Annotated in this window: 26 protein-coding genes; 21 read left to right on the top strand and 5 right to left on the bottom strand. The window is 62.0% G+C overall.

All coding sequences use genetic code 11. The features are described 5' to 3' along the window. Window positions 1-70: 70 nt before the first annotated feature. Window positions 71-637: a YfiT family bacillithiol transferase gene (locus ACIX9_RS16845; protein WP_013581697.1), complete on the bottom strand. Its 567-nt coding sequence runs from the start codon at window positions 635-637 to the stop codon at window positions 71-73. A 39-nt stretch (window positions 638-676) separates the two neighbouring features. Between ACIX9_RS16845 and ACIX9_RS16840 the strand changes: the two genes are divergently transcribed. The 12 genes from ACIX9_RS16840 (at window position 677) to ACIX9_RS16790 (ending at window position 13,792) form a co-directional block, all read left to right on the top strand. Continuing rightward, entirely contained in the window at window positions 677-1,501 is an 825-nt protein-coding gene (locus ACIX9_RS16840; RefSeq protein ID WP_013581696.1) for a glycoside hydrolase family 25 domain-containing protein, read from the top strand. An 81-nt stretch (window positions 1,502-1,582) separates the two neighbouring features. Beyond that, the gene (gene tldD / locus ACIX9_RS16835; protein ID WP_013581695.1) at window positions 1,583-3,061 is read left to right on the top strand and encodes a metalloprotease TldD; all 1,479 of its coding nucleotides are present in this window, start codon (window positions 1,583-1,585) and stop codon (window positions 3,059-3,061) included. 1 nt (window position 3,062) lies between these two features. Next, window positions 3,063-3,461: a hypothetical protein gene (locus tag ACIX9_RS16830; protein WP_013581694.1), complete on the top strand. Its 399-nt coding sequence runs from the start codon at window positions 3,063-3,065 to the stop codon at window positions 3,459-3,461. Next, window positions 3,461-3,769 (top strand): hypothetical protein, encoded by a 309-nt coding sequence (locus tag ACIX9_RS16825; RefSeq protein ID WP_013581693.1) that lies wholly within the window; start codon window positions 3,461-3,463, stop codon window positions 3,767-3,769. The genes ACIX9_RS16830 and ACIX9_RS16825 overlap by 1 nt, the downstream gene beginning before the upstream one ends. A gap of 3 nt (window positions 3,770-3,772) precedes the next feature. Then, window positions 3,773-5,182: a TldD/PmbA family protein gene (locus tag ACIX9_RS16820; protein WP_013581692.1), complete on the top strand. Its 1,410-nt coding sequence runs from the start codon at window positions 3,773-3,775 to the stop codon at window positions 5,180-5,182. 56 nt (window positions 5,183-5,238) lie between these two features. Then, a complete protein-coding gene (locus ACIX9_RS16815) occupies window positions 5,239-5,442 on the top strand; it encodes a hypothetical protein (protein ID WP_157477650.1) in 204 nt (67 codons plus the stop codon). Further along, complete coding sequence (locus tag ACIX9_RS24925) at window positions 5,435-6,022, top strand: hypothetical protein (RefSeq protein WP_013581690.1); 588 nt, start codon at window positions 5,435-5,437, stop codon at window positions 6,020-6,022. Before ACIX9_RS16815 ends, ACIX9_RS24925 begins: the two co-directional genes overlap by 8 nt. Window positions 6,023-6,047: 25 nt before the next feature. Continuing rightward, window positions 6,048-7,469, top strand: a complete 1,422-nt coding sequence (locus ACIX9_RS16810; RefSeq protein ID WP_041597177.1) for an excinuclease ABC subunit C — start codon at window positions 6,048-6,050, stop codon at window positions 7,467-7,469. Between the two features lie 63 nt (window positions 7,470-7,532). Next, the gene (locus tag ACIX9_RS16805; RefSeq protein ID WP_013581688.1) at window positions 7,533-8,063 is read left to right on the top strand and encodes a hypothetical protein; all 531 of its coding nucleotides are present in this window, start codon (window positions 7,533-7,535) and stop codon (window positions 8,061-8,063) included. A gap of 40 nt (window positions 8,064-8,103) precedes the next feature. Continuing rightward, window positions 8,104-8,784: a ribulose-phosphate 3-epimerase gene (gene rpe, locus ACIX9_RS16800; RefSeq protein WP_013581687.1), complete on the top strand. Its 681-nt coding sequence runs from the start codon at window positions 8,104-8,106 to the stop codon at window positions 8,782-8,784. Between the two features lie 129 nt (window positions 8,785-8,913). Then, a complete protein-coding gene (locus ACIX9_RS27430; protein WP_013581686.1) occupies window positions 8,914-10,719 on the top strand; it encodes an outer membrane protein assembly factor BamD in 1,806 nt (601 codons plus the stop codon). 190 nt (window positions 10,720-10,909) lie between these two features. Next, window positions 10,910-13,792 (top strand): valine--tRNA ligase, encoded by a 2,883-nt coding sequence (locus ACIX9_RS16790; RefSeq protein ID WP_013581685.1) that lies wholly within the window; start codon window positions 10,910-10,912, stop codon window positions 13,790-13,792. 89 nt (window positions 13,793-13,881) lie between these two features. On the opposite strand, the gene ACIX9_RS16785 is transcribed toward ACIX9_RS16790, so the two are convergent. Beyond that, complete coding sequence (locus tag ACIX9_RS16785) at window positions 13,882-14,988, bottom strand: aldose epimerase family protein (protein ID WP_041597893.1); 1,107 nt, start codon at window positions 14,986-14,988, stop codon at window positions 13,882-13,884. Between the two features lie 156 nt (window positions 14,989-15,144). Between ACIX9_RS16785 and ACIX9_RS16780 the strand changes: the two genes are divergently transcribed. From ACIX9_RS16780 to ACIX9_RS16765, 4 genes are all read left to right on the top strand, one after another. Continuing rightward, window positions 15,145-16,821: a GH39 family glycosyl hydrolase gene (locus tag ACIX9_RS16780; RefSeq protein WP_013581683.1), complete on the top strand. Its 1,677-nt coding sequence runs from the start codon at window positions 15,145-15,147 to the stop codon at window positions 16,819-16,821. A 205-nt stretch (window positions 16,822-17,026) separates the two neighbouring features. Further along, window positions 17,027-17,896: a class I SAM-dependent methyltransferase gene (locus ACIX9_RS16775; RefSeq protein ID WP_013581682.1), complete on the top strand. Its 870-nt coding sequence runs from the start codon at window positions 17,027-17,029 to the stop codon at window positions 17,894-17,896. A 445-nt stretch (window positions 17,897-18,341) separates the two neighbouring features. Further along, window positions 18,342-18,710 carry a BlaI/MecI/CopY family transcriptional regulator gene (locus tag ACIX9_RS16770; protein ID WP_013581681.1) on the top strand — a complete coding sequence of 123 codons (369 nt, stop codon included), beginning with the start codon at window positions 18,342-18,344 and terminating at the stop codon, window positions 18,708-18,710. Continuing rightward, a complete protein-coding gene (locus ACIX9_RS16765; protein WP_013581680.1) occupies window positions 18,707-19,711 on the top strand; it encodes a M56 family metallopeptidase in 1,005 nt (334 codons plus the stop codon). Before ACIX9_RS16770 ends, ACIX9_RS16765 begins: the two co-directional genes overlap by 4 nt. Window positions 19,712-20,312: 601 nt before the next feature. Here the strand turns inward: ACIX9_RS16765 and ACIX9_RS16760 are convergent. Next, complete coding sequence (locus tag ACIX9_RS16760; RefSeq protein WP_013581679.1) at window positions 20,313-21,584, bottom strand: pyridoxal-phosphate-dependent aminotransferase family protein; 1,272 nt, start codon at window positions 21,582-21,584, stop codon at window positions 20,313-20,315. Window positions 21,585-21,663: 79 nt separating this feature from the next. Here ACIX9_RS16760 and ACIX9_RS16755 point away from each other — a divergent pair, with 79 nt between their 5' ends. After that, a complete protein-coding gene (locus ACIX9_RS16755) occupies window positions 21,664-22,149 on the top strand; it encodes a GatB/YqeY domain-containing protein (RefSeq protein WP_013581678.1) in 486 nt (161 codons plus the stop codon). A 5-nt stretch (window positions 22,150-22,154) separates the two neighbouring features. Here the strand turns inward: ACIX9_RS16755 and ACIX9_RS24025 are convergent, their stop codons facing one another. Beyond that, window positions 22,155-22,766 (bottom strand): ribonuclease HI family protein, encoded by a 612-nt coding sequence (locus tag ACIX9_RS24025; protein ID WP_013581677.1) that lies wholly within the window; start codon window positions 22,764-22,766, stop codon window positions 22,155-22,157. 163 nt (window positions 22,767-22,929) lie between these two features. Next, window positions 22,930-23,361 carry a hypothetical protein gene (locus ACIX9_RS16745; RefSeq protein ID WP_013581676.1) on the bottom strand — a complete coding sequence of 144 codons (432 nt, stop codon included), beginning with the start codon at window positions 23,359-23,361 and terminating at the stop codon, window positions 22,930-22,932. A gap of 44 nt (window positions 23,362-23,405) precedes the next feature. Here ACIX9_RS16745 and nadC point away from each other — a divergent pair, with 44 nt between their 5' ends. The 4 genes from nadC to ACIX9_RS16725 all read left to right on the top strand — a co-directional run bounded on the left by nadC (window position 23,406) and on the right by ACIX9_RS16725 (window position 26,729). Next, a complete protein-coding gene (gene nadC, locus ACIX9_RS16740) occupies window positions 23,406-24,302 on the top strand; it encodes a carboxylating nicotinate-nucleotide diphosphorylase (protein ID WP_013581675.1) in 897 nt (298 codons plus the stop codon). Continuing rightward, window positions 24,292-25,050 carry a biotin--[acetyl-CoA-carboxylase] ligase gene (locus tag ACIX9_RS16735; protein ID WP_013581674.1) on the top strand — a complete coding sequence of 253 codons (759 nt, stop codon included), beginning with the start codon at window positions 24,292-24,294 and terminating at the stop codon, window positions 25,048-25,050. The genes nadC and ACIX9_RS16735 overlap by 11 nt, the downstream gene beginning before the upstream one ends. 13 nt (window positions 25,051-25,063) lie before the next feature. Next, window positions 25,064-25,906, top strand: a complete 843-nt coding sequence (locus ACIX9_RS16730; protein WP_013581673.1) for a type III pantothenate kinase — start codon at window positions 25,064-25,066, stop codon at window positions 25,904-25,906. A gap of 136 nt (window positions 25,907-26,042) precedes the next feature. Beyond that, window positions 26,043-26,729 carry a hypothetical protein gene (locus ACIX9_RS16725; protein WP_013581672.1) on the top strand — a complete coding sequence of 229 codons (687 nt, stop codon included), beginning with the start codon at window positions 26,043-26,045 and terminating at the stop codon, window positions 26,727-26,729. Window positions 26,730-26,773 lie beyond the last annotated feature (44 nt).

The following is a 26,773-nucleotide window of genomic DNA, read 5'->3' as shown; positions in this document are numbered from 1 at the left end:
CAGACCTGACTAACCTGTTTTGAAGACTTTGAATCGATTTACCCCGGTGGGGGTCAAGGGGTCGATCTCCCTACCAGTGCCGCGCATACCGCAGATGCATGATGTGCGCCACATGATGCCGAGAGTGCCACGCATACTCCTGTGCCGCCAGATCCACCGTAGTCCGGCCGTACGCAGAATGCACAAAGCCCCGCTGCCATTGCTCCTCCTTCAAGGATTGCAGCAGCATCACCCAGCGCGCGTGCAGACTCTCCACCAGTTCCAGCGACCATTCCACCGGCGCACTGGAATCGTGCAGCCTCGAGCATGCCGCCTCGTCGTAGGACGGAACCTTCGGCCAGTCCTCCGTCAGCGCCAGCCGCATCCGGATAAAGGCCATCATATGACTGTCCGCCACATGGTGAACCACCTGCCGCAGCGTCCATCCGCCCTCGCGATACGGCGTAGCCAACTGGTGATGATCCAGCCGGTTCACCGCATGGCGCAGCCGGTCCGGCAGCTCCGCCAGCACCGAGATTGCCCCCAGCCGGTCATCCGCGGACACCACCTCAGGCGCCACAAACGGCCCGATCGGGTACCGGGGGTCGGTACTCCGCTCTGCCTTCCGCCGCTCACCCTGCCTGGAATCACCCTTCATGGCCTAAACCGTAGCACACCCGTCCGCATCCTAAAACCCATGAAGCTGTCTTTATCCCTCCTCTGCTTCGCCCTGACCGTCACCGCTGTGGCCCAGAAAGCCTTCGTTGGCTTCGACCGCAACGACTACCCCGGCGACGCCCGCCTCGCCGACCTCCACCAGCGCTTCGCCTTCACCGGCTACTGGCTCAACAATCCCCCCGGCACCACCTCCAACTCCTGGCAATCGAAACGCCTGCAACTCCGCTCCGCTGGCTTTGGCTTCCTCGTCCTCTGGAACGGCCGCCTCGACGCCGAGATCAAGAAATCGAAGCTCTCCCCCAAGGCTCTAGGCCAGCAGGACGCCGCCGCCGCCATCGCCGCCGCCAACCGCGAATCCTTCCCATCCGGCACCATCCTCTTCCTCGACCAGGAAGAAGGCGGCCGCCTCCTGCCGGAGCAGGCCGGCTACTTCTTCGCCTGGACGGAAACCATCGCAGCCTCCGCCTTCAAACCCGGAGCCTACCTCAGCGGCCAACCCGCCCCGGACGGCACAGACTCCAAAGGCAAGCCGGTCTTCATCACCACCGCCCAGCTCGTCCGCGCTTATATCGCCTTGGCGAACCTTCACCCGGTCACCCTCTGGGTAGCCCAGGACACCTGCCCCCCATCCCCCGGCTGCACCATCACCCCGCCGCCCCTCAAATCCAGCGGAACCCCCGGCGCGGACATCTGGCAGTACGCCCAGTCCCCCCGCCGCCCGGAGCTAACCCGTTCCTGCGCCTCAACCTACGCCCCGGACAACAACTGCTACGGCGGTGCCTCTAAAGACCTGGCGATAGACCTCAACGTAGCCAACTCATCCGACCCATCCCATGGCCGCTAATCCATCCAGCATTCCCAAAATGGGCCGCCCTGCAAAACGTCTGATTTGCGGCTGGTGCCTTCGAAGCCTATCATGGGGATAATGACGTTTCCCACCGGCGCCGCCCTTGATCTTCGCGAGACTCACGATACCAACGATCACAAGCGCTACTTCATTGAAAAATTAGGCCTCTCAGAGCGCCTCATGGAGCGTTGTCTCGGGGAAGCCCTCTCCGCCGGCGGCGATTACGCCGACCTCTACTTTGAATCCGTCACCAGCACCTCGCTCGGCATGGACGAAGGCCTCGTCAAAACCGCCAGCCAGGGCATCAGCGTAGGCTGCGGCATCCGCGTCGTCTCCGGCGAGCGCACCGGCTTCGCCTTCACCGACGACCTCTCCAGCGAGCGTCTCCTCCGTGCCGCGCGCACCGCCGCCCTCATCGCCAGCGGCCCCGCCAAGGAGCTCGCCAGCGGCTTCCGCCACACGGAAACCCCGTCCCTCTACCCCATCGCCGGCCTCTCCAGCGACGCCGATCTCGCCGCCAAGCTCGCACTCATCGAGCGCGCCGACAAAGCCGCCCGCGCCTACGACTCCCGCATCACCCAGGTCCGCGCCGGCATCAACGACGAAGTCCGACGCATCCTCGTCGCCGCCTCCGACGGCACCTTCGCCTCCGACACCCAGCCCCTCGCCCGCCTCAACGTCATGGTCATCGCCAAGGACTCGCAGAACACCGCACGCGGCAGCTCAGGCGGCGGCGGACGCGTCACCCTCGACTTCTTCGAAGGCACAAAGAGCCCCGAGCACTTCGCCCGCGAGGCAGCCCGCACCGCCCTCCTGCAATTAGGAGCGGTCGACGCACCCGCCGGAGAGATGGAAGTCGTCCTCGGCCCCGGCTGGCCCGGCGTCCTTCTCCATGAGGCCGTGGGCCACGGCCTGGAAGCTGACTTCAACCGCAAGAAAACCTCAGCCTTCTCCGGCCTCATTGGCCAGCAGGTCGCCAGCTCCAAGGTCACCGTCGTCGATAACGGCACCATCGCCAACCGCCGCGGCTCTCTCAATGTGGACGACGAAGGCGTTCCCACCCAGGAGACCGTCCTCATTGAAAACGGCATCCTCAAAACCTTCCTGTCCGACAAGCTGAACTCCCGCCTCATGGGCGGCGTCAGCACCGGCAGTGGACGCCGTGAAAGCTACCACCACATTCCCATGCCGCGCATGACCAACACCTACATGCTCAACGGCGACGACATGCCCGAAGACATCATCAAAAGCGTCAAGCGCGGCCTCTACGCCGTGAACTTCGGCGGCGGGCAGGTCGACATCACCAACGGAAAATTTGTCTTTTCGGCATCGGAAGCCTACCTCATTGAGGATGGCAAGGTTACCCGGCCGGTCAAAGGTGCGACGCTCGTGGGCAACGGCCCCGAGGCGCTCAAGTACGTCTCCATGGTCGGCAACGACCTGGCGCTCGATGAGGGAATTGGTACCTGTGGCAAAGCCGGGCAGAGTGTGCCTGTGGGGGTCGGTATGCCGACCATCAAACTCGATCGCATGACGGTCGGAGGAACGGGACAATAATATGGCAGCCGAACGCGAAAAGATCTACGAGTGCGAAGTCAAACGTCGGCGCGTCCGTGCCGGTGGCGGATATGAAGCCTTCTGGAAGGTAAAAACCCTCGTCGAAGCCCTTGCAGATCTCGACACCGAGTTCCGTTGCAAGGACTGCGGCGGAGCCGTCAAACTGCTCGGCCGCAACGGCAAGGCAGGCACCGTGCCCTTCGTCGAGCACAAGGACCCGTCTGACGCAGCCTTCTGCTCCAGCGGCCTGCTCTTCCGCAAATCCACCGACGGTCGCGAAGCACGTCTCTCGCCCCGTCCCGTCATGTTGCGCACCGGCCTCCCCGGCGTGCGTCCCGACACCATCGCACTCCCGGCCTTCGTGCCCGCACCCATCGTCGTTGAAGGAATAGAAAACTAATGGCTGTCGAACGGGAAAAGATCTACGACTGTGAAGTAAAGCGTCGGCGTATGAAAGAGGGCGGCGGATACGAGCCCTTCTGGAAGGTCAAATCCGTCGCCGACGCCCTCGCCGATGCCGACACCGAGTTCCGCTGCAAGGACTGTGGCGGAGCCGTCAAGCTCCTCGGCAAGAACAGCAAGACCGGCGGCGCACCGTACGTGGAGCACAAAGATCCACTCGACTCCGCCTACTGCTTCGGCGGCATCATCTTCAAAAAAGCCACCGACGGCCGCGAGGCCAAGCAGTCCGCCCACCCGGTCGAATAACTCATGCCCGCAGTCGTCCACGCTTTAGACCTCCGCACCCTGGCCCAATCCGTCCTGGACCGAGCCCTCAAAGCCGGAGCCACAGACGCAGAAGCCGTAGCCTACGAGGGCGAGGAGTTCTCCGCCCTCGTCCGTCTCGGCCAGGTTGAAACCCTCAAGGAATCCGGCTCCCGAGCCATCGGCCTGCGCGTCTTCAACGGCCTCCGCAGCGCCAGCACCTCATCGTCAGATCTCTCACCGGACGGCCTCGCTAAGCTCGTAGAAGGCGCAGTCGCACTCGCAAAAATCACCAGCGAAGACCCTTTCTCCGGCCTGCCTGAGGCCTCCGCCTTCGGCCAGATCGAAACCGATCAGCATCTCTACTACGAAGACGTCAACGATCAACCCCCCGAAGAGCGCATCGAGATCGCACGCCGCTGCGAGGCCGCAGCCATGGCCTTCGACACCCGCATCCAGAACTCCGGCGGCGGAGATTTCGACACCGCCACCAGCCACAAGATCATGGTCAACTCGCGCGGCTTCATAGGCGAGACCCGCCGGTCGTATTGCGGTTTTTCAGCAGCACCCATAGCCCACGACGAGCACGGCCACATGCAGCGCAACTACTGGTTCTCGAGCAGCCGCACCACCCGCCTCCTCGAAGACCCGGAAGCCATCGGCCGCAAAGCCGCAGAGCGCACCCTCCGCCGCCTGGGAGCACGCCGCGTCAAAACCCAGCGCGCGCCCGTCGTCTTCTCGCCCGAGATCGCAAAGTCCATCATCGGCAACATCTTTGAAGCCGCCAACGGCGACGCCATCTACCGCCACGCCAGCTTCCTCGACGACATGCTCGGCCAGCAGATCGCCGGCCCCAACATCAACGTCATCGACGACGGCACTATGGTCCACAAACGCATCGACCCCCTCACCGGCGATACCATTCTCATCGGCGGCTTCGGCACCAGCCCCTTCGACGGTGAAGGTCTCCCCACCCGCCGCACAGTCCTCGTAGAGAACGGCATCCTCAAAAACTACGTCCTCAACACCTACACCGCCCGCAAGCTCGGCATGGCCTCCACAGGCAACGCCTCCCGCGGACTCGCCGGGAACCCCGGCATCGGCGCAGGAAACTTCTACCTCGAACCCGGCACCCAGACCCCGGAAGAAATCATCGCCGGCATCCCCAGCGGCCTCTATGTGACGGAGACCATGGGCTTCGGCGTCAACCTCGTCACCGGCGACTACAGCCAGGGCGCAGCCGGTCTCTGGATCGAAAATGGCGAACTCGCCTACCCCGTCGAAGAGATCACCATCGCCGGCAACCTCAAGGACATGTACAAAAACATCGTAGCCATCGGCAACGACCTCACCTTCCGAGGAGCCGCCGCCGCCCCCACCCTCCACATAGAAGGCATGATGATCGCCGGCGCGTAGTCTTCGGGATTCTTTGTGGTTGTTTGATTCCTGTTGTCGCTCGTATGATTATGACCATGCCAAAGAGCGTAAAAACGACTGCGAAGACTGGACTGCTCACTAAGGCGGATCGTGCGTTCATTGCCGATTTCAGCAAGAGTTCGCAATCGCACGTCGACAAAGTGACACGTACGAAGGCGCTGGCCATGAAAGAACTGGTAGACGCCGGCATATACGACGTCCACGGCAAGCTGCGTAAGCGGTATCGCTCGGTTGCATAACCTCTCGGCTTCCTTCATCCTCGCCTATCACGGCTGCGATGAAGCAGTAGCGGAAAGCCTTCTGCATAACCGCCCCTTTAGGGCATCACAAAATGACTACGATTGGCTTGGCGAAGGAATTTACTTTTGGGAAGCTAATCCGCTCCGTGGACTTGAATTTGCTCTCGAAGCATCAAGGCGTAAGCCAACATCGATCGGAAAACCCACAGTCATCGGAGCCGTAATTGATTTGGGCTTTTGTCTTGACCTCACTACAAGCCTTGGGCTGCGAATCGCTCAAACAGCATTCAGCCGGCTTGAGCAAGTATCGCGTGAAGCTGGCCTTCCCCTACCCGTCAATCAGCCGGACGGACTGCGCCACAATCTTGATTGTGCAGTATTGAATTACGTTCACCGCTTGCAAGCCGAAGAAGGAAAGTCGCCTTTCGATACTCTCAAGGGAGTCTTTATAGAAAAGCCGACGCTCTACCCTGGATCAGCTTTCGGAATAAAGAATCATATTCAAATTGCCGTGCGCAACCCAGAGTGCATAAAAGGAGTCTTCCGAGTTCCCGATGCTCATCTGAATCCAAGTGCTTGAGCCCTCCAAGACTACAATCTCCAAAGTGTCATCCGCCTTCCAATTCGCTCACCACCTCCCCTTCACCCCCACCCAAGCCACAGAAATCCTGCGCCAGATCCCCACCCTCCCCGGCGTCTTCGCCCTCCGTGGCGAGCGCGACACCGACGAGCCCTACCTCACCCGCGCCGCCGATCTCCGCCGCCGCATGACTCGTCTCCTCGCACCACCCGAGTCCCAATCCAGGCGATTAAACCTCAGCCAAAAAGTAACGACCATAGCCTGGTGCGTCACCGGCTCCGAGTTCGAGTCCACCCTCGTCCTCTACGACGCATTAGCCGCCCAGTTCGGCCACCCGGAAGCTCGCCGTCGGATGAAGCTCCACACCCCCACCTTCCTCCGCTTCACCGCCGAGCACGCCCACCCCCGCGTCTACTCCACGAACAAGCTCTCCCGCCGCTCACTCGACAACACCTACGGCCCATTCCAGTCCCGCACCGCAGCGGAGCGTTACTGCGACGCAGTCTTAGACCTCTTCAAACTCCGCCGCTGCCATGAAGACCTTGAGGTCTCGCCCAGCCACCCCGGCTGTGCCTATGGCGAGATGAAGAAGTGTATGGCCCCCTGCAACCAGACCTGCACCGCGGACGAGTACGCCGCCGAATCTGCCGCCGTCAAAGCCTTCTTCGACACCCACGGCGACTCCATGCTCGCCGCCATCTCCGCCGACCGCGAACGCGCCTCCTCAGACATGGAGTTCGAGCAAGCCGCCGCCCTCCACACCCAGTACACCAAGGTCAAAGCCACCGCCGCCCTTGCCGACGAGCTCGTCCGCCCCATCCCCCACCTCCGCGCCGTCATCGTCCAGAAGTCGTCTGACACCGCCGAAGACCCCAACCAGGCCGCCCTCTTCATGCTGGAAGCCGGCTGCCTCTCCGGCCCGGAGCGCCTCTCCACCCTCGGCGTCCGCGCCGTCAAAGAGCAGACCTCCGTAGGCTCCTCCCTCTTCGCCCAGCCGCTGATGCTCCAGGCCGTCCCGCTAGAACCCGAAGCCGCCGCCACCCCCACAGACTCCCCAGAGCTTCGAGCCGAGCAAGTCCTCCAAACCCTCACAGACAAGTTCATCCAGGCCGGCCCACCAGACCCCGCCCGCCTCTCCGACCATCTCTCCCTCCTCCGCCGCTGGTACTACCGCCCGGAAAAGCAGCGCCAGGGAGAGGTCTTCCTCCCCAACCCAGACGGCTCCTGGCCTATCCGCCGCATACTCCGCGGAGCCGCCCGCATGGCCCTCGGCGACCCCAGACCCATCGCCGAAACCAACCGCGAGGCCGCCCCGGAAGCCGCCGAAGCCATCAAGACCAAGCTCCTCCACGAAGGCCGCGAAGGCATAGAACGCGCCGTCCCAGTTATCGCTGGCCGCGCCCGACGCAAAAAGTCCGTCGTCCCCGCAGACGTACTCTCCGACTGACCTGCAACCCCTCGCAGGTATACTTCGTCACGCGCCAGATTTCCAGATCCCGGAGTCGTCTCGATGAGCGGTAGCACTGAAGCCGAGCTGAACCAGTCCCTCACCTTCCCCAGCCTCAAGCCAGCCTTTCAGCACAGCTTTACGGAACGTCCCCAGACCATCCACATGCGTTTCCCCGCCGGCTTCCAGGTCTACAAATGTACCGAGTACCCCTTCCTCCGCAACGGCGGCGGCGTCACCGAGTTTTGGTGCCCCTGGCAGCGCATGATGCTCGGAAACATTGAGGTTCCCGGCTTCAAGGAGCTCCGCATGCGTTACCGCAACATCGGCGGCAGCGTCGGCCGCCCGCAGGAGTTCGCCCGCGTCCGCAACGCCGTCACCAACGAGTGGAACGCCATGAGCTCCCTCACCAAGGCCGAGCTGCGCCTCCCCGTCTGGGGCTTCATCGGCGTCTGCTCCAACCAGCTCGTCTCCACCGCCCAGGAAAAGGAGCGCCCCAGCGGCGCGCCACCCACCGCCAAGGTCGTCTTCCTCGGCGGCGACTACCAGCTCCTCCTCCCCAACATGACCGCCGAGCACATCTTCAAACTCTAGCCACGCTGATAAACTCCTCTTCAGGAGACCGCCCCGACGCATGATCGAACTTGCCTTTTCCATCCTCGCCTCAGACTTCGCGCATCTCGCAGATGAGATCGCCACGGCCGAGCGCGGCGGCGGCACCATCGTCCACGTCGACGTCATGGACGGCCATTTCGTTCCCAACATCACCTTCGGCCCGCCCGTCGTCGCAGCCATCCGCCCCCTCACCAAGCTCCCCCTCGACTGCCACCTCATGATCGAGAACCCCGACTCCTTCATTGAGGACTTCGCCAAGGCCGGAGCCGACATCCTCTGCGTCCACCAGGAGGTCTGCCGCCACCTCCATCGCACCCTCCAGCTCATTCAGCAGCACGGTTGCCAGCCCGCCGTCGTCATCAACCCCGCCACCCCGGTTGAGACCCTTATCGAGGTCCTCCCCATGCTCCACCACGTCCTCGTCATGAGCGTGAACCCCGGCTTCGGCGGCCAGAAGTTCCTCCCCCTCGCCCTCGATAAGATCGAGCACCTCGCCGAGCTCCGCGAGGAGATGGGACTCAACTTTCGCATCGAAGTTGACGGCGGAGTCGCTCACGATACCGTCGCTCGAGTCGTCGAAGCAGGAGCGGATATGCTCGTCGCCGGTTCGGCCATCTTCGCCCCCGGAGATCCAGCCCGCACCGAGCAGAACGCCCGGGAGTTCCTACGCCTAGCCCGCGCAGCCGCTCCCACCGCATAAACGCCCCATGCAGACCGCGGAAACCCGCAAAAAGTCTGCGGCAAGGCTAAAATAGAGAGAGGTTTCTCGCCCGGGCTATCCCTCCAACAACGGAGCCCGCACGCCGGAAGCCTGTGAGGTTCTAAAAGCGTGATCCTGAAGCCCGTTCGCACCTTCTTCCCCAGCCGTTTAGCATTCGTACTCGCAGCCGCAGCCTTCGGTACTCTCGGAGCCACCGCAGCCCACGCCCAGGTCACCAGCCCCGGCCCGGACCAGAATCCCGGCGGAGCCGTCCCTCAGGCCGCCACTCAGCAGGGCGTTCCCGCAGGCACCCCCGTAGGAGCCCAGGCCCCCGCCGCCGGCGACAACATCCCCACCGCGACCATCAGCAATCAGCCCCCCAGCGCCTTCCATCGCGGCAAAAAGAAGGCTGATCCTGCCGTCAAGGACACCAAGACCGTCCAGTCCAAGGACACCAAAAAGAACGTCAAGAAGAACACCAAGGCCGACGCCCTCATCGGCGTAGACTCCAAGCTCCCGGACAAGCAGCTCTACGACAAGGCCTACGCGGCCATCCAGAAGGGCCACTACGACGTCGCCCGCCTGGATCTGCAGACCATGCTCAACACCTATCCCGACTCCCAGTATCAGATGCGCGCCAAGCTCGCCATCGCGGACTCATGGTACAAGGAAGGCGGCACCGCGGCTCTCACCCAGGCAGAGAGCGAGTACGCCGACTTCCGCGTCTTCTTCCCCAACGCCCCTGAGGCCGCCGAGGCCCAGATGCGCATCGGCGACATCTACTTCCGCCAGATGGATCGGCCCGACCGCGACCACGCCAAGTCCATCCACGCGGAAGAAGAGTACCGCCGCATGTTGACCGACTACCCCGACTCCACGCTCGTCCCCCAGGCCAAGCAGCGCCTGCGCGACGTCCAGGAGGTCCTCGCCACCCGTGACGCCGATATCGCCGCCTTCTACGCCACCCGCGAGAACTGGGCCGCCGTCATCGCCCGTTACCAGACCGTCGTCGATACCTACCCACTCTACAGCCACATGGACGACGCCCTCATCGGTCTCGGCGACGCCTACGAGGCCCAGGCCCGCTACATCCGCACCCTGAAGCTCGCCGAAGGCCCTAAGCAGAAGCTGGAAAAGACCTACGACGACCAGGCCATCGCCGCCTACAGCAAAGTCGTCCTGGAGCACTCCGCAGCCCCTCACGTCGAGGACGCCCGCGACCGCCTTGCAGCCATGAATGTGCCCATCCCTGAGCCCACCAAGGATCAGCTCGCCGCCAGCGCCGCCATGGAGAACAGCCGCAACTCCTATCGCCTCGCCGACCGCGCCCGCCTCCTCATCATGCACGCCCCGGACACCGTCACCTCCGCCCGCATGGGTGAACCCACCATGGCCGATCCCCACGCCACCACCGCGCCTGAGGTCACCAAGTCCGTCGTGGCCAACTTCAACGCGGCCCTGAACCCCAACGCCGCCAAGCCGGCCGACGCGACAGCCACTGCAGCGGCTCAGCCTGACGCCGCCGCGCCCGCAACCGCAGCAGTTCCGGCCAAGCCCCTCGCCTTCCAGGACGTCACCACCGGCGACGCTCCGGCCAACTCCGGCGCAGTCGAGATGACCCCCGCCAGCTCCGGCACCACCTCCACCGGCACCAGCATGGGCGTTGAGATCCTCAACTCCTCCTCGCCCACCGGCACCGCCGCAGACCCCAATAACGGCCTCCACGCAGTCCGCCCCGCCGACAGCACCCCGCTGCCGCCGGTCGAGTCTGCCGCCCCCACCCCCGGCCAGGTCAACGAGGCCACCAACCCCCAGCCCGCAGCCCAGGCGGCCCCCGCAGACGGCAAGAAGCCCAAGGCCGCCTACGACAAGGGTGACGAGTCCTCCAGCAAGCACAAGAAGAAGAAGGGCATCGCCAAGATCAACCCCTTCTAACCCCGCATCGCAAACAAGCCCCACGATCGCACTCAGCGACCGTGGGGCTTTTCTCTTTCCCTCACCTCGTCATAGCTGATAGCTGGCAGCTGGACAGAACAGCCCTCCCATCCCGTCCTCCACTTCCAGGAGAACAGAGAACTACCACTACCCACTACCCACTGCCTTACCGGTGCTACCCTTAACCGTGATGAGCATCGAAGAGACCCAACCCTCCGCCCCCACAGAACTAGCCAAGGCCTACGACCCCTCCACCATCGAAGAAAAGTGGGCTGACTACTGGGTCGAAAAGAAGCTGTTCGACACCCCGGCTGCCGCCCCCGGAACCGCCGCCTTCACCATCCTCCTCCCGCCGCCCAACGTCACCGGCGTCCTCCACATCGGTCACATGCTCGAACACACCGAGATGGACATCCTCACCCGCTGGCACCGCATGTCCGGCGAGACGGCCCTCTGGGTTCCCGGCACCGACCACGCCGGCATTGCCACCCAACTGATGGTGGAAAAGCAGCTCGCCGCAGAAGGCAAAACCACCCGCGCCGAGCTGGGCCGTGAAGCCTTCGTTGCCCGCGTCTGGGAGTGGAAGCAGAAGTACGGCTCCGCCATCACCGACCAGATGCGCCGCCTCGGGGACTCCGTCGACTGGTCTCGCGAATACTTCACCATGGACGACGACCTCTCCCACGCCGTCACCGAGGCCTTCGTCCGCCTCCACGAGCAGGGCCTCATCTATCGCGGCGCTTACATCGTCAACTGGGACCCCGTCCTCCAGACCGCCGTCTCGGACCTTGAAGTCGAATCCGAAGAGCGCACCGGCAAGCTCTACTCCATCCGCTACCCCCTCGCAGACGGCACCGGCTCCATCGTCATCGCCACCACCCGCCCGGAGACCCTCCTTGGCGACACAGCCGTAGCCGTCAACCCCACCGACCCGCGCTACCAGCACCTCATCGGTAAGACACTCTCTTTGCCCCTAACAAACCGCGAGATCCCCATCGTAGCCGACGAATGGGCCAACCCCGAGTTCGGCACCGGAGCCGTCAAGGTCACGCCCGCGCACGACCCCAACGACTTCGCCATCGGCAAGCGCCACGACCTCCCCAGCCTCACGATCCTCGACAAGACCGCCCACATCGATCTCCCCGGCAGCCCGTACCACGGCCTCGACCGCTTCGAAGCCCGCAAGCAGATCGTCGCCGAACTAGAAGCCATCGGTCTCCTCGTCGAAATCAAAGACCACGCCATGACGGTCCCGGTCTCCCAGCGCTCGGGCTCCGTCATAGAGCCCCGCCTCTCCGACCAGTGGTTCCTCGCAGTCAACAAAGCGCCATCCACCGGAGGCGAAAGCATCGCAGCCAAAGCCATCGCCGCCGTCCGCGAAGGCCACATCAAGTTCACGCCAGACATGTACGAGAAGACCTACCAGCAGTGGATGGAAAACATCCACGACTGGTGCCTCTCCCGCCAACTCTGGTGGGGCCACCGCATCCCCGCCTGGTACTGCGCCAACCGCCACATCACCGTCTCTCGCACCACCCCCACTGCCTGCCCAACCTGCGCCAGCACAGACCTGACGCAGGAGACCGACGTCCTCGACACCTGGTTCTCCTCCGGCATGCTCCCCTTCACCGTCTTCGGTTGGCCCAAAGTACAGGGACCAGGGTCCAGTGCTCAGGGATCGGCGAACCTGAGCCCTGGGCCCTTATCCCTGAGCCCTGACCTGGCCTCCTTCTACCCCACAGACCTCCTCGTCACCGGCTTCGACATCCTCTTCTTCTGGGTAGCCCGCATGATCATGCTCGGCACTCACTTCATGCAGGAAGTCCCTAACGCAGATGGCACCCCCCGCACCCTCGCCGACTCCGTCCCCTTCCGCGAGGTGTACATCCACGCCCTCGTCCGCGACGCCGACCGCCAAAAAATGTCCAAGACCAAGGGCAACGTCATCGATCCCATCGAGATCATCACCAAGTACGGCACAGACGCCGTCCGTTTCACCTTGGCCTCGCAAGCCTCACCCGGCACAGACATAGCCTTCAACGAAGCCCGCACCGAAGGCTACCGAGCCTTCGCCAACAAAATCTGGAACGCCGCCCGCTTCCTCTTCATGAACATAGAGCGAGCCAAAGAAGCCGGCCTCTCCACCACCCTGGTCACAAATCTCGACATCCCCACCACTCTGGGTGCCCCACGTCCCGCCTCTGGGACGTGGGTTGGAGCGCCTATAGAAACCCAGTGGATCTTCGACCGCCTCTCAGAGACCTCCAAGACAGTCGATCAAGCCCTCAAGGACTACCGTTTCGACGAAGCCGCCAACGCCATCTACCAGTTCTTTTGGGGCGAGTTCTGCGACTGGTACCTGGAACTAGTCAAGGTCCGCCTCGACTTCAGCGGAGAAAACAACGCAGCCACCGAGCAGTCCCTCTCCGCCCTCGTCACAGTCTACGAAGCCGCCCTCCGCATGCTCTCCCCCTTCATGCCTTTCATCACGGAGGAGATCTGGCACGTTCTCTACGCGGCATTAGGCCTCGAAGCCCCGGCAAAATCCATAGCCCTAACCCGCTTCCCACAGCACGAGGATTATCCGCAAGGCGGCATCGCAGCCACCGACATGACCCTCCTGCAGGAGGTCATCGTAGCCATCCGAGGCATCCGCAAAGAGACCGGCGTCCCCGAAAAAGAAGCCGCCCCAGTCCTCATCTTTGCCTCGAACCCCCACATCGGCCTCATGGTTCAGTCCAACGCCGACATCCTCGCCAAGATGGCCCGCGTCAGCGCCGTCTCAGTCGCCGACTCGCCCCTCTCCGGCTCCGGCACCAAGAGCACCCCAAGCTTTGACGTGCAGGTCGTCTACGAGCGCCAGATCGACGTCCCCGCCGAGCGCGAGCGCCTCACCAAGGACCTGGCCAAGTACGAAAAGGGCCTGCAGGCCGCAGACAAGCAGCTAGGCAACAAAGGCTTCATGGGCCGAGCCCCCGCCCACATCGTAGAGGGCCTGCGCAAGCAACACGCCGAAACCCTGATGCTTCACAACAAAACCAAAGCTACCCTCGAAGCCCTGCCACCCGAATAGACCCACCCAATCCAATCCGAGGCAACAATGAAGGGGCGAGACCTGAGTCTCGCCCCTTTATCGTTGCCTCTTCGGTTCAGCCTTCGCCCTCATTTTTCCGTGGAGAAGCGGAAGGTGGTGGTGCTGCTGAAGGTCTGGCCGGGCTTCAGTTCGGTAGTGGGGAAGTTGGGCTGGTTAGGCGAGTCCGGGAAGTGCTGCGTCTCCAGGCAGAAGCCGGTGTGCTTGGCGAAGACCATGCCCTCGCGGCCCTTGTAGGTGCCGTCCAGGAAGTTGCCGGTGTAGAACTGGACGCCGGGCTCGGTGGTGGTGACGGTGAGAACGCGGCCGGAGGCAGGGTCCATCACCCGCGCGGCCAGATGCGTCCCGGCAGCAGACTTGAGGACGAAGTTGTGGTCGTAGCCGCCCGCGTAGACCATCTGCTGGCCTGCAGGGCCCGCGGTGACGTTGATGCGGTCGCCGATGGTCGTCGGCTTCTGGAAGTCGAACGGCGTCCCTGCGACGGGCATGAACTTGCCGGTGGGGATGAGCCCGGAGTTGACGGGGGTGATCTTGTCGGAGTTGATCATCATCTTCTCTCCGAGGATCTCGCCGTGGCCGCTGAGGTTGAAGTAGGTGTGGTTGGTGAGGTTGAGGACGGTGTCCTTGTCGGTGGTCGCGGAGTACTCAATCTTCAGTGCGTCGGCGGCAAGCGTATAGCGGACATGGGCGGTAAGGGTTCCGGGGAAGCCCTGGTCGCCATCTTTCGAGACGACGGTGAACTCCACGCCGGAGGGAATCTGCTTGGCGGTCCAGTTGTAGCGGTCGAAGCCGGTGGTGCCGCCATGCAGCGTGTTGCCATTGTTGTTGAGCGGGAGCTGATACTGCTTACCGTCCAGCGTGAACTGGCCTTTGCCGATGCGGTTGGCGTAGCGCCCCGGAACGGAGCCCATGTAGGTGTTCTTGTCGGCGAGGTACCCGGCCAGATCGTCGTAGCCAAGCACGACGTCGGTCTTGTGGCCCTCGCGGTCCGGCGCCTGGATGGCGGTGATGTGCGCTCCCAGCGTGATGAGCTTGACCTCAAGCTGAGGGCTGGTCAGGGTGTACGACTGGACCGTGCCGCCGTCCGGCAGCGTGCCGAACGGGGCGGTGGTGACCTTGGTCTGGGCGAACGCGGCGGCAGGGATCAGTACGAGCGGAATCAGGCGGGTGAGCTTCATCGGGAAACGTCCTTTGCTTTCTTCAGTGCGAGCGGTGGGCGACAGGGCCTTCGGCTCCCGAGCATAGCGGTCGGGGGGTATGGTCTGCAAGCGAGGCCGCACGTCGAAGAGCATCTGCTAGTCTTCGCAGGATAACGTTTTCAGGGAGCTGGCGTGATGCAAAGGTGTGCAGTCTGGGCCGGGGTGCTGGCGATTTGCGGTGTGATGGGCGCGCAGGAGCCCGTGTCGATCCAGGTCGATCTCTCCAAGCCCGTGGGCGCGTACAAGCCCGTCTATAGCTGGTTCGGCTATGACGAAGCGAACTACACGACCGCCCCCGACGGGCAGAAGCTGCTGCGCGAGCTGCACGATCTCAGCCCCGTGCCGGTCTCCATCCGGGCCCATCATCTCCTCACCTCCGGCGACGGCGTGGCGGAGCTGAAGTTCAGCTCCACCAACGTCTACACCGAGGATGCGAACGGCAAGCCCGTATACGACTTCAAGATCCTCGATGGCATCTTCGACGCGTACAAGGCCGCGTGTGTGAGGCCGATGGTGGAGCTCGGTTTCATGCCGGAGGCCCTGGCGGCGGACGTCCCGGGCCGGACCGAGCCCTACCAGGTCCACTATCCCAAGTCGACGATCTCCGGGCGCTCCAACAATCCGCCCAGGGACTACAAAAAGTGGGGTGAGCTCATACGCGTGGTCACGGCGCACCTGGTCGAGCGCTACGGCAAGGAGGAGGTGCTGCGCTGGTACTTCGAAGTCTGGAACGAGCCCGATATCGACTACTGGCACGCGCCCGCAGAGGACTACTGGAAGCTCTACGACTACGCCGTCGCAGGCGTGAGAACCGCACTCCCGGGCGCAAAGGTCGGCGGCCCCGCGAGCACCAGTCCGCGCAGCGAGAAGGCTCGGCTCTTCCTGAAGAACTTCCTGGACCATGTGGATACGGGCAGCAGCGCCGCGGACGGCAAGCGGGTCCCCATGGACTTCATCACCTTCCACGCCAAGGGCAGCCCAAAGATCGCCGCGGGTAAGGTCACCATGGGCATTGCCAGCGAGCTGCGCGACGCGGATGAAGGTTTCAAGTTGATCGCCGGCTTCCCACGCTTCAAGTCGCTCCCCATCATCCTGAGCGAGGCCGATCCCGAGGGCTGCGCGGCCTGCTCGTCCAAGGTCGAGCCGGCCAATAACTACAGGAACGGCACCCTCTATCCGGCGTATACGGCCGATGCCTTGAAGGGCTTGTTCGAGCTGCAGGACCGCCACGGCGTGAACCTCCTCGGGATGCTGAGCTGGTCGTTTGAGTTTGAGGATAAGGAGTACTTTGAGGGCTTTCGAGACCTTGCAACAAATGGTGTCGACAAGCCCGTGCTGAACGTCTTCCGGATGTTCGGACTGATGAGCGGCAGCAGGGTCGCGGTGACGAGCTCGGGCCGAGTGGATCTGGACGCAAAGCTCGCCGCTGGCGTAAGAGAAAAGGCTGACGTGGATGCGCTGGCGACGAAGGGCGATCGCAGCGCGGCGGTGCTGGTCTGGAACTATGACGATATCGATGGGAAGGCTGCTGCTGCGAAGACCACAGTAAGCATCGGTGGCATGCCCGCGGGAGTTACCCGCGTTCTGCTGGAGCACTATCGTCTGGACGATACGCATAGCAACTCGTACACGGTGTGGAAGGGAATGGGGTCGCCGCAGAAGCCTACGGAGGAGCAGTACAAAGAGCTGCAGGCATCGGGACGGTTGGAGATGTTGACGAGTCCCGAGTGGGTGGAGGTGAAAGGGGGAGTGATGGAGGTGAAGATGAGTTTGCCGCGGGATGGGGTTTCGCTGTTGAGGGTGAGTTGGTGAGCCTACGAGACGGCTCCGGGACAGTGATGGCAGGACCTGGGGAGCGGTAGGGCAAGACGAAACGAAGACATCCCGGTGACAACCAGCGGATGCCGGCTCTGCATACTGGAACAGATCCCGGTGCACCGTCTTGTGTCGGGAAGCTTATAAGCCCGGCCAGGAGCACTAAGTCGTCACTCTGGTTTGAGCCCAAGGAAGCGAGTCCATGAACGTCCTGAAGGATCGTGAAGAGGCTGTGCGAAGCCCTGTTGTGGATCGGACCCTCTTCCAGAAGACACTGGCCGAGTGTATCCAGGCAGCCGGCATCGATCCAGGTTGCCATGAGTTGATCGTCGGCGGCAGCTATGAGGATGCCGAGATGCTGCGTGGCGTCGGGTTTCGGCGGATGACTCTCTCCAATGTCGATGCGGTCGCTGCCTCCGGCCCACCCCGCATGGAGGGAGTCGAACTGGATACGGTCTATGCGGATGTAGAGAAGATGCCGCTGGCCGATGGAAGCTACGACCTGGTCCTGGCGCACGCGGTGCTGCACCACTGCCGCTCGCCCCATGCGGCCTTGCTGGAGATGCTGCGCGTCAGCCGCCGGAACGTGATCTTCCTTGAGCCGAACGACTCGCTGCTGATGCGCGCGTTGGTGCGGTTTCGTCTTTCCTTTCCCTATGAACTGCCGGCCGTGGTGGCATGCGGCTTTGAGTCGGGCGGTGTTCGCAATACCTGCATCCCGAACTACATCTATCGCTGGGATCGGCGAGATATGCAGAAGGCCACGGCTTCGTTCCTGGCGGAGTCGGACTTCGCTCTTTATGCGCGCTCGTACTGGGACTTCAATGTCGATCGCGCAGAGCTTGCCCGGCGAAATCAGACGAGGATCGGAAGCTTCACGAAGGTGTTGGGACCTGGGCTTTTTCTCGCCGGCCTGCACGGGTTTCAGGCCGTGGCGAACCGTCTGCCGTGGGTAAGCGGGCAGGGCAACAAGTTCTTTGGGTGCATCACCAAACAGGACAGGCTGAAACCCTGGCTCGTGCGGCAGGGGGATGGCATCGCTTTCAAGCGGGATTACGGGCAGCGAGGGTAGGCAGGCCTGAGCCTGGTTGGCGTGCTGTACATCCTGGCGAGCGTGGTGAAGAAGCTGGTGCCGAAGAGGAAGGGATTTGCTGGGTCTGGGGAGGTTGAGGTGGGGGTCTCTGAGGCTTCGGTTGGGTTAGGGCTGCTGTTCAGCAGTCCGAAAACCCCGTTCCTAAGAACAAACCACAACCTCCGTGTGCCCCATCCTCACCGACGGTTCTATCGTCGGTTAGGGTGGGCATCGTTTGCGGAAGCAAACGACCGCTCTCCTCCACATTTCCCAAAACCCTGTTTTCGAGGCACAACGCTGTTCCGCTCTCAATCGTCCGTTTCAGGAGTAACAACACGAGCAGTCACCGTCGGTGGGCTAAAGAGAAAAAATGCTGATGATCGGTTAGCAAATTCTCTTGCCAACAAAACTACATTAGTAGTAGATTCAGCGACAAGGATAGTTCATGGACAAGCGCATAGCAAAATCGGAGTTGCAGCTGCTGGAACAGATGTGGAAGCTGGGCCCTTCATCGGTCCGCGAAATTCACGAAAGCCTGTCGGAAGAAAACAGGCTGGCTTACACAACGGTGCAGACCATGCTCGTTCGTCTGGAGGAGAAAAATGCTGTTCGCCGAGTAAAGAAGATCGGAAATGCGCTAATTTTTGAAGCCGTTTTTACGCGCGAAGCCGTGCATCGCCGACTCATCCGAGACTTGCTAGATCTTTTTGGAGGATCCGCAAAGCCCGTGATCTCTCACCTGGTTGAAAGCGGCGATCTGAGCCTTGCGGATATTCGAGCTATAGAAAAGCAGCTTAAGAGGCCAACCGCATGATGATGTCTGTCGCTCGACACTTACTGGAGTCGACGTTGTTTGCAAGCTTCATGCTGCTGTTAGTGGTGCTGTTGCGTAGGCAGGCCGCAAGTCTCCGGCATATGCTTTTGCTCGCTGCGGTGTTGAAATTTGCGGTTCCACTTGAAGGTCTGCAGATGTTTGGAACTTTATTGCGGCGCCGGCTTCCTCAGCGGATTGAACCTTTTCAGATCCAGCTCCCCATCCTCGACATACAGCGTAGACATAGTCTTGCGCAGCCGCTTCAAGATTCAACGCTTTTGCATGTGGCATTGGCATTTTGGGTGGTAGGAACCGTCGTTCTGTTGGCTATTTGGATCATGGCTCTCAACAAGGTAGGGAAGACCTCTCTCAATACGGCTCCTGACCACATACAAGCACTTCGGCAGGCGTCACGAAGATTACGGGTGACAAGAACAGTAGAGATTCGCACCTCGACCGAAGCGCGCGACCCCTACCTGATGGGTCTTTTTCGACCAGTTCTAGTCATACCCGAAAGCTTACCTGAGACGTTGTCAGCCGCTGAATACGAAGCGATTCTTTTGCATGAGTTGGCACACGCAAAACGCTGGGACAACCTGACGCGCTCGTCGGTACACGTCTTGGTTTGTGTCTTCTGGTTTTATCCTCTCCTGCGATGGCTGGAGCGCCGGATCGAGGGTGAAGCGGAGCTCGCCTGTGACGAGTTGGTTCTAAATGCAGGCGTAACAGCAACGGATTATCTGCAGGGTATTTGCAAGGTCTGTCAGCAGTTCCTCTTGCGGCCGCTCGCTGGTCGCAGCCACGTCAACAGTTTCAACCTGCGCAATCGAATGGAGCTGATTATGTCTTTTTCATCCCCAAAAAGGGGGGTGCCGTTCTCCTCCGCTTTTGCCGTCTTACCCTTCTCGTCATTGCGCTTGCCGCAACTGCAACCGGCTTTGCATCTTCATCCAATGACGCTTCGCAGACCGGTCCTGCTGCAGCTTCGAATAGCTGCGTAACTGCTGACCAACAATTCCCTCAGGGAACCATCGTGCGGCTAAACAACGCGAAAGCCCTTCAGATGTGTACGTTATCGGAGGGCCGACCGAAGTGGACAGCCACAACAGAAGCCACCCGAGATCAAACCAAGAAGGTTGTGAACCTTAGCCTTCCGACACCACCGTCAGCTGTCTCTTGTAGAGAAACAGCACCGCAAGGAAAGCTTTGCACTTGCGACGACCTGACCTATTCGCCCGGAGCGGTCGTGGCATCTGAAAAAGGCAATCTTGTATGTCCAGCCTCCGGTGGTCACTGGCAGTCCTATAAAGGTAAGCAGACACCATGGCCTCCGGAACCTACCATTGCTGTCCAGTGATGAAGAACTCCAGTGAGGCGACGAACTAGAGCCGCCTCATTAGAAGCCCTTCGTTGGACAATCAGCTTGCCTTTCACCCACGACAACTCCGGTTGTCGAGACGAAGCTCTCGCACAGGTTTTCGGCAACTTCGCTGGGCTCTCTATTACCACCGGGTCGGAGAAGGCGGGGCGTTGCTTCCGCAAACGAGACCCACCCTCTCGCGATGAGACTGCGAAAGGATGGCCTCTTTTGTTCGGGAGTACTTACTTTGCGGCAGGGTTTTGCATGGAGCAGGCTTTGTCGGTGCGGCCGCAAAGGCATTTCTGGGCCTCGGCCTTGGGGTGGGAGGCTTCGGCGTAGAGCTTCTGGGCCGCAATGAGACCGGTGCCGAACTGCGCGTTGAGCTGCGGTAGGCTCTTGACGATCACCTGCTCCAACGCCCCGATGAGCGCGATGGTGTCCATGTAATCGAAGAAGCCGAGGTGGGCGATGCGGAAGATCTGACCCTTCATCTCGCCCTGGCCGTTGGTAATGATGGCCCCGAAACGGCTCTTCAACTCCTTGACGAAGATGCCGGAGTCCACGCCCGCGGGGGGCACCACGGCGGTGGCTGCGGAAGAAGGTGCGTCGGGCGCAAAGAGCGTCATGCCCAGCGCGAGCATGGCCGCGCGGGTCATGGCTGCGATCGTCTCGGCGTTGTCGACGAGCTTCTTGCGGCCTTCCGCAATGCTGCCTGCGGGGTTCTCAGCCGTAGCAGCCTGTCCTGCAATCCAGTCGAGCGCTGCACCTAACGCCGCGATCAGAGCGACCGCCGGGGTATAGGCGGACTCGCCTGCGCGTGCATTCTTGCGCTCCTTGCGGAGATCGAAGTAGTAACGCGGATTGTAGGTCGCTTCCATGCGATCCCACGCCTTGGGTCCCACGGCGAGGTAGCTGAGGCCGGGCGGAATCATGACCGCCTTCTGCGAGCCGCCGATGAGCACGTCGATGCCCCAGGCGTCCATGTCCAGATGCGTGGTGCCAAGGCCGGTGATGGCGTCGACCACGAGCAGGGCCTCAGAGCCCGCATCCTTCAACAGCTTGGCGACGCCGGGCGTGCAATGGCGGACACCGGTGCTGGTCTCGGTGGCCTGCATGAAGACGGCGCGAGTTTCGAGCTTGAGGGCAGCCTTGACCTCGTCGAGCGAGAAGGTCTGGCCGTAGGGCGCGGAGACGACGTCGACTTCACATCCAAAGGCCTTCGCGAGAGCCGTCCAGCGCTCGCCGAACTTGCCGGCGGTCAGAACCAGCACGCGATCTCCGGGGGATGTCAGGTTGCTGACGGCGGCTTCCATCGCGCCGGTACCGGAGCTGGAGAGGACGATGATGTCGCCGGTCTCCGTGCCGACGAACTGCTTGAGCTGCGCGAGCACGCGGGTGTAGAGAGCGCGGAACTCGGCCGTGCGGTGGTGGATGTCGGCGGCGGCCATGGCGAACTGGGCGGCGGGAAGAAGGGGGGTCGGACCAGGCGTGAAGAGGCGAGTTTTGCGGATCATGGCTCTTATTGTATGGGTTTACGCAGGGGAGGCGGGTAGGTTGCACGACCTATAATCGGGGTTGAAGAGGTGAGATTCAATGAGCGAGTTGATGATTTCAGAACGGATTGGCAAGGACATTATCGTGGCGATGAAGGCCAGGGAAGAACACCGGCTGACCACGCTGCGGATGGTGAAGTCTGCAATGAAGAACAAGGAGATCGACAAGCGGGAGCCGCTGACCGAGGCTGAAGAGCAGCAGATCCTGACCACGCTGATCAAGCAGCGCAAGGAGTCGATCGAGAGCTTTACCAAGGGCGACCGGCCAGAGCTGGCGGCCAGGGAAGCAGTCGAGATCGGGATGATCGAGGGCTACCTCCCGCAGGAGGCAAGCGAGGAGGAGGTTCGGACGACCATCATGGGCGCGCTCGAGCACCTGGCCGCCGATAACGACGGCATCAGGCCCGGCCCAAAGGATATGGGGACCGCGATGAAGGTGATTCGGCAGCGTCTGCTGGCGAGCGGAATCAGGGCCGACGGGAAGATCGTCAGCGAGATCCTGAAGGCGGAACTGAACAAGGGCTGATCCCCTTACTCGGGAACGATCTTCACGAAGATGCCGTTGGGGAGGGTGGCCCCGCCGAGCAGATGGATGGAACCGTCCTTGGTGAAGCCACGCAGCATGGCCGGGAGAGCCACCGGACTGGCGACAGTCTTTTGTGGTTCGCGTGTGGTGATTTGTGGTGCAGTTGGTGTCGCTTTGTATTCGCCTTTTTTCATGCCGCGATCCATGGCCTGATTGGCCAGCGCGTCGGCGTCCTTGTTTTTATGGCGCAGTGCATGACTGATTTCAAAGGACTTAAGCTTGGCGATGCGGTCGCGAGCCTCCTGCCAAAGCGGTTTGAGGTCGGGCGAGTTGACCTTGTACTTGCCTTGGATCTGCTTCACCATAAGCTCGGAATCAGATACGACCTTGAGGCTAAGACGCTTATTTTCAACAGCATAGGCCAAAACAGCCAGAAGCCCTGAGTACTCCGCATAATTATTCGTCCGAATTCCCAAAAATTCAGAAAGTTCTGCAATCTTTTGGCCGCCGGTGTCGGTAATGACAGCTCCATATCCAGACGGGCCGGGGTTTCCGCGGGAGCCTCCATCGCAGTGGGCAAAAATAGTTTCTGGTAAATCGCTGGGGAAAAGTGGCATTCCCCTAGTTTATCGTGCCGGTGGAATGCTGGTTTGAGTGGAGTGTTCCAGTGACGAAAAGCTGGGCAAGGAACGACGGAGCTTGCTGGGCTCAAGCCTGGATGCCTCTTGGTCAGCCTGGCAACAACCGATTGGAAACTCACAACCAGAATCAAGTTTTGAATCAGACCACGGGGGAATTCGGTATCTCAGCCTCAACCCTCTTCTGCACTGCAGTCTCAGTCGCAATCACCACATTCTCATGCTTGATCTCGAGCCGCAGCCGGTTGAAGATGCTCATATAAACGTTCGCCACCCACACCAGCGCAAACCACGCAATCAGGTACCCGCGCCACCCGTCGTACAGCATCTGAAACTGCGTCAGGATCAGAAAGAACGCAGTCACATAGTGCGAGAAGCAGTACTCGCAAGTGAACAGGTAGAAGAACTTCCGAGCCACCAGCGGCTTGCAGTTCTGCGACCTGTCCTTGCAATACTCCCTCGGCTCGCGAAACACCTCCTCATGCGTCACAGTCCATGAGGCACACGCAATCGGCAACGCCAGCAGCATCAGGTACGCAAACTGGTGACTCAAACTCATCGCAAGCATCGGCATAGGCGTATTACATCTGATGCACACAACAGGTTTAGGATGACGAGATGGATTGGAAGAGCAAACGCATCAGGACGATCCTCGAAGGCGCCCTGATTGAAGACAAGGCCGCCTTCGACGTGACCACGGCCCTCACCATCAACCCCAGGCTCCGCGCCACCGGCACCATCATCGCCAAGGAGCCCTGCGTCGTAGCCGGCCTCGGTGCCATCCCGGTTTTCCTGGAGCTCTTCACCGCCCTCGCCGAGAAGGCCGGCCACCGCCCCCTCGGCCGCTTTGAAGTCATCCACCACCCCGAGATCTTCGACGGCGTCCGCGTCAAAAAAGGCGCCACCATCGCCGTCATCCGCTACAACGCCTCCGCCCTTCTCTCCACCGAGCGCGTCATCCTCAACCTCATGCAGCGCATGAGCGGCATCGCCACCCTCACCCAGGAGTTCGTCAAAGCCGTCGCCGGCACCAAAACCAAGGTCCTCGACACCCGCAAGACCATCCCCGGCCTCCGAGCCCTGGATAAATATGCAGTCTGCTGCGGAGGAGGAGTCAACCACCGCCTCGACCTCCAGGACGGCATCCTCATCAAGAACAACCACATCTCCCTCGGCGGAGGCCTCCCCGCAGCGCTTGCTGCCGCCCTCAAGAACCGCCCCCACAACCAGCCCGTCCAGGTGGAAGTCCGCTCCCAGCAGGAGCTCGACGAAGCCATCGCCGGCGGCCCTGATTCCATCCTCCTCGACAACATGACCCCCGCCGCCACCAAAAAGGCAGTCAAGCAGATCCGAGCCGCCCTCCCCAACCTGCCCATCGAATCCTCCGGCAACATGAGCCTCGCAACAGTCCGGGATTACGCGATGGCCGGAGTAGACTTCGTCTCCGTAGGGGCCCTCACCCACTCCGCCGTAGCCGTAGACCTCAGCATGAAGATCGCCGCCGATGCCTCTTAGCCCCGAAACGAAAGCCACAATCCTCGGCCCGCTCACTCATCTAGCCACCACCACCAGCACCAACCAGCTAGCCCTCGAAGCCGCCCAGCAAGGCACCCGCTCCGGAGTCTGGCTCGCAGACGAACAAACAGCAGGCCGGGGCCGAGGCGGCCACACCTGGCACTCCGCCCCCGGCGACGGTCTCTACGTCAGCATCCTAGCCACCCCCCGCATCCCCCTCGCCCAGGCCATCCACATCCCGTTAGCCACCGGCCTAGCCGCACAATCCGCCATCCAGGAGATCACCGGCCTCACCGCCGACATCCGCTGGCCCAACGACCTGTTGCTAGGCACCAAAAAATGCGGAGGAATCCTCGTAGAATCCACCTCAGAATCAGGCCCTGACCCACTCCTCCGCTACGCCGTCATCGGAGTAGGCATCAACCTCAACCACGCCGCCTTCCCGCCCGATCTAGCCAAACTAGCCACCTCGCTCCGCATAGAGTCAGACCGCCCAGTGGACCGCGATCAGCTCCTGGAAGCCTTCCTCACCCATCTCCATCGCGAGCTCGACACCCTCACCACCTCCAACCTCCTCACCCGCTTCGCCCAGTCCTCCACCTGGGTCACCGGCAAGCGAGTCCACGTAGACGAGTCCGGCGGATATACTGGCCTGACGTGCGGACTCAACCCCCAGGGCTTCCTCCAGGTCCGCACCCCGGAAGGCGACATCCGCACCGTCCTCTCCGGCGGCGTACGCCCAGCCTGAAACACGGAGCCTTATGCTTTTAGCCATCGACGTCGGCAACTCCAACACCGTACTCGGCCTCTACCGCCCCACCGACGGCTCAGCCCTGCACTTCGACCCAGACCCCATCACCAACTGGCGCATCACCACCCCCCGCTCCCGCACCACGGACGAGTTCGGCGTCATTCTCCGCAGCCTCTTTGAGTCCAACGGCCACGCCCTCACCGCCGTCACCGGCATCGCCATCTCGTCGGTCGTACCCCCCATGGACCACATCCTTCGCCAGGTCAGCGAGCAGTACTTCAAGCAGCGCCCCCTCTTCGTCGAGCCCGGCGTCCGCACCGGCCTCCCCGTCCTCACCGACAACCCCGCAGAGGTCGGCGCAGACCGCATCGTCAACTGCGTCGCCGCATTCGAGCACTTCCGCTCCCCCTGCATCGTCGTCGACATGGGCACCGCCACCACCTTCGACGTCGTCTCCGCCAAAGGCGAGTTCCTCGGCGGCGCCATCGCCCCCGGCCTCGGCATCTCCGCCGACGCCCTCTTCACCCGCGCCGCCCGCCTCCCCCGCATCGAGGTCAAACGCCCCGCCAAGGTCATCGGCACCGGCACGGTCGATAACATCCAGATCGGCCTCTACTACGGCTACATCGGTCTCGTCGACGGCATCCTCGAACGCATGATCCTGGAACTGGCCCTCACCAACGGCCCCATGGAAAACATCAGGACCATCGCCACCGGAGGCCTGGCCGGCCTCATCGCCGCCGGCTCCAAATACATAGGCGAAGTAGACCCCAACCTAACCCTCACCGGCCTCCGTTTGGTCTTCGAGCGCAATCTGGAACGCCAGGAAAAACAACGCCGCCGCAGCCAATAACCCCGCCCCACCACCATCACCACAAACCTACGTCATCCTGAGCGTAGCGAAGGACCCCCGTATTGGTCTTCAGCCCCCCGTCCCCGCCGCACAATCATCCGGGCTCTAGCCCCGGGCCGTCCTCACCCCGGAACCCATGAACCACATCCCCTATTTCACCGAGATCGAAGACCGCTTCCAGCAACGCCGCGGCTCCATCCTCATGCTCTCCACCCTGGACTGGGCCCTCATCGAGACTTGGCACGACGCCGGCATCCCCCTGGAGGCCGTTCTAAGAGGAATAGACGAAGCCTTCGATAAATACGAAACCCGCAAACTCCGCACCAAAGGCCGCTTGCAGAAGATCAACGGCCTCGCCTGGGCCGCCCAGTCTGTCATGCAATCCGCAGAACTCTCCGCCGAAGCCGCCATAGGCCTCGCCCCCAGAAAAGAATCCCCAGAAAGCGGCTTTGAAACCGAACCCGTAGCCGCCTACCTCGAAGCCAATGCCCAAACCATAGAAGCCTCAGGCATAGCCGGAGAAACCGCCACCCGCCTCCGCGAACTAGCTGCTGACCTCCGCATCAACCCCACGCAGCATCTGGAAGATCTGGACCGCACCCTCACGGTCCTTGAAGAAAAGATGCTTGCCGCCATCCTGGCCGCCACCCCGGAGGACGACCTCGTAGCCCTCCGAGAACAAGCCGCTCGCGAGCTAGCCCCCTACCGTGGCAAGATGCAAGCCGTCCAGATCAAGCAGGTCCAACAGCAGTTCCTGCAAAAGCGTCTCCTGGAAGCCTGCAATCTCCCCCGCCTAAGCCTCTTCTACATGCCTCATAGCTAGTGGTCTACCATCCTCTACGCCCCAGCCTACGCTCGCATGGGAGA

Source organism: Granulicella tundricola MP5ACTX9 (assembly GCF_000178975.2).
Lineage (GTDB): Bacteria > Acidobacteriota > Terriglobia > Terriglobales > Acidobacteriaceae > Edaphobacter > Edaphobacter tundricola.
The sequence above is the reverse complement of the archived record's forward strand: the minus strand, read 5'-3'. Positions and strand labels throughout refer to the sequence as shown.

Bases quoted from the DNA above. Each gene is read 5' to 3' on its own strand.
- ACIX9_RS16735 (WP_013581674.1), top strand. From the start codon at position 24,292: ATGCCTCTTAGCCCCGAAACGAAAGCCACAATCCTCGGCCCGCTCACT.
- ACIX9_RS16760 (WP_013581679.1), bottom strand. From the start codon at position 21,584: ATGATCCGCAAAACTCGCCTCTTCACGCCTGGTCCGACCCCCCTTCTT.
- ACIX9_RS16840 (WP_013581696.1), top strand. From the start codon at position 677: ATGAAGCTGTCTTTATCCCTCCTCTGCTTCGCCCTGACCGTCACCGCT.
- ACIX9_RS16805 (WP_013581688.1), top strand. From the start codon at position 7,533: ATGAGCGGTAGCACTGAAGCCGAGCTGAACCAGTCCCTCACCTTCCCC.
- ACIX9_RS16745 (WP_013581676.1), bottom strand. From the start codon at position 23,361: ATGCCGATGCTTGCGATGAGTTTGAGTCACCAGTTTGCGTACCTGATG.
- ACIX9_RS16845 (WP_013581697.1), bottom strand. From the start codon at position 637: ATGAAGGGTGATTCCAGGCAGGGTGAGCGGCGGAAGGCAGAGCGGAGT.
- nadC (WP_013581675.1), top strand. From the start codon at position 23,406: ATGGATTGGAAGAGCAAACGCATCAGGACGATCCTCGAAGGCGCCCTG.
- ACIX9_RS16765 (WP_013581680.1), top strand. From the start codon at position 18,707: ATGATGATGTCTGTCGCTCGACACTTACTGGAGTCGACGTTGTTTGCA.
- ACIX9_RS16770 (WP_013581681.1), top strand. From the start codon at position 18,342: ATGGACAAGCGCATAGCAAAATCGGAGTTGCAGCTGCTGGAACAGATG.
- ACIX9_RS16775 (WP_013581682.1), top strand. From the start codon at position 17,027: ATGAACGTCCTGAAGGATCGTGAAGAGGCTGTGCGAAGCCCTGTTGTG.
- ACIX9_RS24025 (WP_013581677.1), bottom strand. From the start codon at position 22,766: ATGCCACTTTTCCCCAGCGATTTACCAGAAACTATTTTTGCCCACTGC.
- ACIX9_RS16725 (WP_013581672.1), top strand. From the start codon at position 26,043: ATGAACCACATCCCCTATTTCACCGAGATCGAAGACCGCTTCCAGCAA.
- ACIX9_RS16815 (WP_157477650.1), top strand. From the start codon at position 5,239: ATGCCAAAGAGCGTAAAAACGACTGCGAAGACTGGACTGCTCACTAAG.
- ACIX9_RS16785 (WP_041597893.1), bottom strand. From the start codon at position 14,988: ATGAAGCTCACCCGCCTGATTCCGCTCGTACTGATCCCTGCCGCCGCG.
- ACIX9_RS16825 (WP_013581693.1), top strand. From the start codon at position 3,461: ATGGCTGTCGAACGGGAAAAGATCTACGACTGTGAAGTAAAGCGTCGG.
- ACIX9_RS16830 (WP_013581694.1), top strand. From the start codon at position 3,063: ATGGCAGCCGAACGCGAAAAGATCTACGAGTGCGAAGTCAAACGTCGG.
- tldD (WP_013581695.1), top strand. From the start codon at position 1,583: ATGACGTTTCCCACCGGCGCCGCCCTTGATCTTCGCGAGACTCACGAT.
- rpe (WP_013581687.1), top strand. From the start codon at position 8,104: ATGATCGAACTTGCCTTTTCCATCCTCGCCTCAGACTTCGCGCATCTC.
- ACIX9_RS16780 (WP_013581683.1), top strand. From the start codon at position 15,145: ATGCAAAGGTGTGCAGTCTGGGCCGGGGTGCTGGCGATTTGCGGTGTG.
- ACIX9_RS16730 (WP_013581673.1), top strand. From the start codon at position 25,064: ATGCTTTTAGCCATCGACGTCGGCAACTCCAACACCGTACTCGGCCTC.
- ACIX9_RS16755 (WP_013581678.1), top strand. From the start codon at position 21,664: ATGAGCGAGTTGATGATTTCAGAACGGATTGGCAAGGACATTATCGTG.
- ACIX9_RS16820 (WP_013581692.1), top strand. From the start codon at position 3,773: ATGCCCGCAGTCGTCCACGCTTTAGACCTCCGCACCCTGGCCCAATCC.
- ACIX9_RS16790 (WP_013581685.1), top strand. From the start codon at position 10,910: ATGAGCATCGAAGAGACCCAACCCTCCGCCCCCACAGAACTAGCCAAG.